This window comes from Variovorax sp. 20P10.2.4 (assembly GCF_058244205.1).
Map to the genome: position 1 here is coordinate 1 of NZ_JBZAYE010000421.1, position 6,601 is coordinate 6,601.

At 69.3% G+C, this 6,601-nt stretch carries 5 protein-coding genes; 4 read left to right on the forward strand and 1 reads right to left on the reverse strand.

Translation table 11 applies throughout. From position 1 onward, the window contains the following. Positions 1–186 precede the first annotated feature (186 nt). Positions 187–1,725 (reverse strand): MocR-like pyridoxine biosynthesis transcription factor PdxR, encoded by a 1,539-nt coding sequence (gene pdxR, locus AC27VN_RS28970; RefSeq protein WP_296783256.1) that lies wholly within the window; start codon positions 1,723–1,725, stop codon positions 187–189. A gap of 148 nt (positions 1,726–1,873) precedes the next feature. On the opposite strand from pdxR, the gene AC27VN_RS28975 reads away from it, so the two are divergent. The 4 genes from AC27VN_RS28975 (at position 1,874) to AC27VN_RS28990 (ending at position 6,567) form a co-directional block, all read left to right on the forward strand. After that, positions 1,874–2,275 carry a nuclear transport factor 2 family protein gene (locus AC27VN_RS28975; protein ID WP_057591954.1) on the forward strand — a complete coding sequence of 134 codons (402 nt, stop codon included), beginning with the start codon at positions 1,874–1,876 and terminating at the stop codon, positions 2,273–2,275. A 28-nt stretch (positions 2,276–2,303) separates the two neighbouring features. Continuing rightward, complete coding sequence (locus tag AC27VN_RS28980; protein WP_093340398.1) at positions 2,304–3,755, forward strand: NAD(P)/FAD-dependent oxidoreductase; 1,452 nt, start codon at positions 2,304–2,306, stop codon at positions 3,753–3,755. Positions 3,756–3,976: 221 nt separating this feature from the next. After that, the gene (locus tag AC27VN_RS28985) at positions 3,977–5,578 is read left to right on the forward strand and encodes an ABC transporter substrate-binding protein (protein WP_398500755.1); all 1,602 of its coding nucleotides are present in this window, start codon (positions 3,977–3,979) and stop codon (positions 5,576–5,578) included. Between the two features lie 14 nt (positions 5,579–5,592). Further along, positions 5,593–6,567 carry an ABC transporter permease gene (locus AC27VN_RS28990; protein WP_209544175.1) on the forward strand — a complete coding sequence of 325 codons (975 nt, stop codon included), beginning with the start codon at positions 5,593–5,595 and terminating at the stop codon, positions 6,565–6,567. The last annotated feature ends 34 nt before the right edge of the window (positions 6,568–6,601 follow it).

Below are 6,601 nucleotides of genomic sequence, written 5' to 3' on the forward strand. Positions count from 1 at the left end.
AACAGCGAGGCCGCACCGGCCTGGGAAGCCGCGGCCAAGGCGCCCGCGCGCACCGGCGTGTCGAGCAACATCAAGAGCAAGCGCAAGATCGCGGCGCTGTTCAAGACGCCCGAGCCGAGCTGATCGGTTCGCCGATCGCCCAGCAACGAGGCCGCGCATGTCGCGGCCTTTTTCATGGGCGCCCGTTCAGTGCGTGCGCCCGCCCGCGGGGCGCCGCTCGCCGCGCGCGGCCGCGAGCTCTTCCACCGCCAGCCCCAGCGCGCGGATGCCGGCCGAGATCTGCGCCGCCGGGATCGACGACAGCCGCAGCCTGAAGAAGGGGCATGGATAGGGCGGCTTCGCGAAGAACACGTCGCCGGCCTCGATCAGCACGCCGTGGCTGCGCGCCATCAGCGACAGCTCGCCCGCGTCGACCCAGGCCGGCGCGCGCACCCACAGCGACGCGCCGCCCTGCGGCAGCCGGAATTCGAAATCGGGCAGGTGGTCGCGCAGCGCCTGTGCCGCCAGCGCGAGCCGTTCCTGCATCGCGTGGTTCACGCGCCGCGCATGCGACTCGTGATGGCCCAGCGAGAGGAACAGCGCATAGGCATGCTGCAGGAAGGCGCTCGGATGCCGCACCATCGCATGGCGGATGGCGCGCAGCTCCTTGATCAGCGCGCGCGGCGCGACGATGAAGCCCAGCCGCAGCGCGGGCGACAGGCTCTTCGACACCGAGCCCACGTAGATCACGCGCCCGGTCTTGTCCAGGCTCTTGAGCGCCGGCATCGGCGTGCCCTCGTAGAGGTTCTCGGCCTCGTAGTCGTCCTCGATGATCACGAAGTCCTGCAGCTCGGCCTTGCGCAGCAGCCACTGGCGGCGCTCCAGGCTCAGCGTGGCGGTGGTCGGGCTCTGGTGCGAGGGCGTGACGAACAGGTAGTCGGCCGCGGGCAGCGCATCGACCACCAGGCCGTCTTCATCCACCGCCACCTCCACCCACTTGGGCTGGCGCAGCGAGAAGCTGTTGCGCGCATGCGGATGGCCGGGCTCCTCGAGGCCCACGCGCGTGTGGGTGTCGAACAGCGTGTCGGCCAGCAGGTAGTACGCATGCTGCGCGCCGAGCGTGACGATGATCTCCTCCTTGAGCGCGAACACGCCGCGCTTGGGCAGCAGGCGCGTGCGGATCTGCTCGATCAGGTCGGGCACGTCGTCGGTCTCGAAGTCGGGCGTCCAGTGCTGCAGCTGCGAACGCGCCAGGCTGCGCGCGCAGCACTCGCGGAAGTCCTCGGTCGGAAACAGCAGCGGGTCGTGCTGGCCGTAGACGAAGGGATAGGGATAGTCGCGCCAGCGCTCGGGCTTGGACAGCGTGGGCTGGTCCACCAGCGAGCGCAGCACGCGCGCCGACCAGTCGGGCGGCTGGCCCGACTGCCCGCTGCGCCCCACCAGCGGTTCGGCCGGTGCCGCCGCGGGCGGGCGCGCATTGCGCGCCACGAACACGCCGCTGCGCGGACGCGCCTCGAGAAAGCCTTCGTCGATCAGCTGCAGGTAGGCCGAGGTCACGGTGTTGCGGCTCAGGCCCAGCAGCACCGCGAGCTCGCGCGAGGAGGGCAGCGACGCGCCCGCGCTCAGGTGGTCCTCGAGGATGGCCTGCACCACCGCGGCACGCAGCCGCGCCTGCAGCGGCAGCGCGGGCTGGTCGGGCAGCGCGAAGAGCTGTGCCCACTGGGTGGCTCGGGGATGGCTCGCCATGGTCGCCGCAGTTTAGGGCAGGGCTTGCGCTGGCGCGCAGGGCGGTGCGCTCTGGCTCGGTCGAATCCCCGCATCTGGCCCTATCGCGCACCCCGCCCGCTGCCTACCCTCGGCTCCATTCATCCCCAAAGACTTTCATCCGAGCGCCATGTCCTCTTCCTTCCCGCCCGTGACCACCGACACCCTCGCCGCCTTCAGTGCGGCCTGGAACCGCCACGACATCGATGCGCTGATGAGCTTCATGAGCGACGACTGCGTGTTCCAGACCGCCGCCGGCCCCGATGCCTGCGGCACCCGCCACACGGGCACCGAGGCCGTGCGCAAGGCCTTCGCGGCGGCCTGGCAGGCCGTGCCCGACGCGCAGTGGATCGACGGCGTGCACTTCGTGCACGGCGACTTCGGCACCTCGCAGTGGACCTTCACCGGCACCGCCGCCGACGGCAGCCGCATCGAGACCGACGGCATCGACGTCTTCACCTTCAAGGACGGGAAGATCCAGCTCAAGAACGTGTTCCGCAAGGCACGCCCGAACCTGCCCGCGGCGAAGTAGTCCGCGCCACGCCTTCTTCGGAGCGCCCATGACGATGACCGGCACCGCCACGTCCTTCACCGCCCCCGAGGCCGTGCCCGCCACGCCCTCGCGGCCCTACGACCCGCGCTACGACCCGCTGCTCGCGCCCGATCCCGGCGCCGGCCGCGCCTATGCGCCCACCTGGTGGGTCGCGAGCGCGGGCACGCCGCCCGAGGACGACGGCCCGCTGGTGCAGGACATCGACGTCGACGTGGCGATCGTGGGCTCGGGCGCCACCGGCATGTCGACCGCGCTCTACCTCGCGCAGGAGCACGGCATCCGCGCCACCGTGCTCGAGGCCAACCAGGCCGCCTGGGGCTGCTCGAGCCGCAGCGGCGGCCAGGGCCAGAACGCCAGCGGCCGCCTCAAGCGCTCGCAGTGGATCGCGCGCTGGGGCCTCGATACCGCGAAGAAGCTCGACGCCGAGATCCGCGCGGGCTTCGAGAACTTCAAGGCGCTCACGAAGCAGATCGACTGCGATGCCTTCGACGGCGGCCATCTCTACCTCGCGCACCGCCGCGAGAAGCTGCCGGTGCTCGCCGCCGAGGCCGCGCTGATGCGCGACACCTTCGGCTATGCCACGCGCATGATGAGCGCCGAGGAAGTGCGCAGCGACTACTGCGACGAACGCGAGACCGTGGGCGCGATGTTCGAGGCCGAGGGCGTGGGCATCCATCCGCTGAAGTTCACCTTCGGCCTGCTGCGGCGCGCACGCGCGCTCGGCGTGAAGGTCCACACCTCGAGCCCGGTGCAGGGCTGGCAGACCATCGACGGCGTGCACCACCTGCGCACGCCCGGCGGCACGGTGCGCGCGCGCCGCGTGGCGGTGTGCACCGGCGGCTACACGGGCCAGGCGCTGAGCCCGCTGCTGAAGAACCGCGTGATGCCGATCCTCTCGAACTCGGTGGTCACGCGCGAGCTCACCGAGGCCGAGCTGAAGGCCACCAACTTCCGCTCGAAGACCTTCCTCACCGACACGCGCACGCTGCGCTTCTACTACCGGCTGCTCGAGGGCAACCGGCTGCAGATCGGTAGCCGCAGCTCGGTCAGCGGCGCCGATGCCGAGGCACCGGTGCATCTGAAACTGCTCACCGACGCGATCGCGCGCAAGTTCCCGCCGCTCGCCAACATCCGCATCGACCACTCGTGGTGGGGCTGGGTCGACATGAGCCACGACATGATGCCGCGCATCACGCAGCCCGATGCGTCGAAGAAGATCTGGTACGCGGTGGGCTATGGCGGCAACGGCGTCTCGTTCTCGACCTGGGCCGGCAAGCGCCTGGCCGAGCGCATCGCGGGCCGCGATGCGGGCCGCGAGGTGTTCGAACTGCCGATCTACGACTCGCCGCTGCCCTTTCCCAACGTGATGGGACTGGTCGAGTCGCAGGCCTTCGCGCCGTTCCGCCGCATGGGGCAGCGCATGCTCTACAAGTGGTACTGGCTCAAGGACGAGAAGTAACGCGCGAGGTAACGCGCGAGCCGCGGCGCGCTCCCGCATCCGGTGCGCCTTCCCGCAAACGGCGCATCGCACGCCGCACAACGGGGCAAACCCGCAGCGTCTGGCCCTGCGGATCGGTGCCACGTGGCTCTTCGTGGCACCTGCTCGGGGGCCTATCGTCGATCTCGTCGGCGCCGCACCGCGCGCCGCTTCTTCTTCGAGTAGCCATCCAGAGGTCCCGCATGCCGTTTCCGCTTTCCCGCTTCACGCGCCGTGTCACCCTGTTGTCGGCGGCCTCGCTGGCCGCGCTCGCGCTGTGCTCCCTGCCCGCCGCGGCGCAAGAACCCAAGCGTGGCGGCACGCTGGTGATCGGCAGCACGCAGACGCCGCGCCACCTCAACGGCGCCGTGCAGTCGGGCATCGCCACCGCATTGCCCTCGGCGCAGATCTTCGCGAGCCCGCTGCGCTTCGACGACAAGTGGAACCCGCAGCCCTACCTGGCCGAATCGTGGAAGCTCGCCGACGACGCGAAGTCGCTCACGCTCAACCTGCGCAAGAACGCGGTGTTCCACGACGGCAAGCCCATCACCTCGGCCGACGTCGCGTTCTCGATCATGGCCATCAAGGCCAACCATCCCTTCACCACCATGCTGGGCCCGGTCGAGAAGGTCGACACGCCCGATCCCTACACCGCCATCATCCGCATGAGCGCGCCGCATCCGGCGATCGTGCTCGCGATGTCGCCCGCGCTGTGCCCGATCCTGCCCAAGCACATCTACGGCGACGGCACCGACCTCAAGAACCATCCGCGCAACAGCACCGACGTGGTCGGCTCGGGCCCGTTCCGCGTCACCGAGTTCAAGCCCTCGCAGCGCATCGTGATGGAGCGCTTCGACAAGTTCTTCCTGCCCAACAAGCCCTACCTCGACAAGGTCATCGTGAGCATCACGCCCGACATGGCGAGCCTGGTGCTCGGCGTGGAACGCGGCGACATCCAGATGCTGCCCTTCGCGACGCTGCCCACCGACCTCAAGCGCTTCGCCAACGACCCGCGCGTGTCGCTCACGCCCAAGGGCTACGACGGCATCGGCCCGCTCAACTGGCTGGCCTTCAACACCGCGAAGAAGCCGCTGTCCGACCTGCAGGTGCGCAAGGCCATCGCGCACTCGATCGACAAGAACTTCATCACCAAGGCGCTGATGGGCGGCTTCGCCACCGTGTCCGACGGCCCGCTGGTGGCCAGCAGCCCGTTCGCGGTCAACGACCTGGTGCGCTATCCGCTCGACCTCAAGAAGGCCGGCGAGATGCTCGATGCCGCGGGCTACAAGGCCGGCGCCAACGGCGAGCGCTTCAAGCTCACCATCGACTACCTGCCCGGCGGCGACGACCAGCAGAAGAACGTGGCCGAGTACGTGCGCGGCCAGCTCAAGAAGGTGGGCATCACGGTGGAGGTGCGCGCCTCGGCCGACTTCCCGGCCTGGGCCAAGCGCCTGGCCACGCACGACTTCGACATGTCGATGGACGCGGTCTTCAACTGGGGCGATCCGATCATCGGCGTGCACCGCACCTACCTGTCGACCAACATCAAGCCCATCGTCTGGACCAACACCCAGTCCTATGCCAACCCGAAGGTCGACGAGCTGCTCAACACCGCCGGCGGCCTGACCGACCCGACGCAGCGCAAGGCCTACTACGCCACCTTCCAGAAGATCGTGACCGACGAGCTGCCGATCGAGTTCATCAACCAGGTGCCCTACCACACGATCACCAGCAAGAAGGTCGGCAATGTGCCCACCACCATCTGGGGACCGCTGTCGCCGCTCGACGAGGTCTACCTCAAGTAAGGCGGGGGGCGCACATGGGCATGCTCCGCTACGCCGCCTCGCGCCTGCTGCAGGGCCTCGCCCTGGTGCTCGCGGTGGTGGTGCTGAACTTCGTGCTGGTGCACGCGGCACCGGGCGATCCGGTCGAGACCATCGCGGGCGCCAGCGGCGGCATGTCACCCGAGCTCATGGCCGAGCTGCGCACGCAGTACGGCCTCGACCGGCCGCTGCCGGTGCAGCTCGGCGTCTACCTCGGCAAGGTGCTGCGCGGCGACCTCGGCTATTCGTACTTCTTCAACCTGCCGGTCACGCAGATGATCGCCGAGCGCGTGCCCGCCACCTTGCTGCTGGTGCTGAGTTCGGTGCTGCTGGCCTTCGTGGTCGGCACGGCGCTCGGCGTGCTGTCCTCGCGCCGGCCCAACGGGCTGCTGTCGCAGTTCATCACCGTGCTGTCGCTGGTGGGCTTCGCGGCGCCGGTGTTCTGGATCGGCATCATGCTGGTGATCCTGCTGGCCTCGGTGTTCCCCATCCTGCCGGTGGCCGGCATGCGCTCCATCGATTCCACCGGCGGCGGCCTGGCCGACGTGCTCGACGTCGCGCACCACCTGGTGCTGCCCACGATCACGCTGAGCCTGGTCTATCTCGCGCAGTACAGCCGGCTCGCGCGTTCGTCGATGCTCGATGTGCTCGGCTCCGACTTCATCCGCACCGCGCGCGCCAAGGGCCTGGCCGAGCGCGTGGTGCTCTACAAGCATGCGCTGCGCAATGCGCTGCTGCCAGTGGTGACGGTGCTCGGGCTGCAGTTCGGCAACGTGCTCGCGGGCGCGATCCTGGTCGAGACCGTCTTCAACTGGCCGGGGCTCGGCCGCCTGGCCTTCGACTCGGTGCTGCGGCGCGACTACCCGACCATCCTCGGCGTGCTGCTGTTCTCCTCCATCGTGGTGGTGGTGATGAACCAGCTCACCGACCTCTGCTACCGACTGATCGATCCGCGCATCAAGACCGCGTGACGCCTCCCCCGATGAATGCGACCTCCACGATGAC

What these genes read in the sequence shown, in the direction of transcription:
- pdxR (WP_296783256.1), bottom strand. Translation starts at nt 1,725, where the DNA reads ATGGCGAGCCATCCCCGAGCCACCCAGTGGGCACAGCTCTTCGCGCTG.
- AC27VN_RS28975 (WP_057591954.1), top strand. Translation starts at nt 1,874, where the DNA reads ATGTCCTCTTCCTTCCCGCCCGTGACCACCGACACCCTCGCCGCCTTC.
- AC27VN_RS28980 (WP_093340398.1), top strand. Translation starts at nt 2,304, where the DNA reads ATGACGATGACCGGCACCGCCACGTCCTTCACCGCCCCCGAGGCCGTG.
- AC27VN_RS28985 (WP_398500755.1), top strand. Translation starts at nt 3,977, where the DNA reads ATGCCGTTTCCGCTTTCCCGCTTCACGCGCCGTGTCACCCTGTTGTCG.
- AC27VN_RS28990 (WP_209544175.1), top strand. Translation starts at nt 5,593, where the DNA reads ATGGGCATGCTCCGCTACGCCGCCTCGCGCCTGCTGCAGGGCCTCGCC.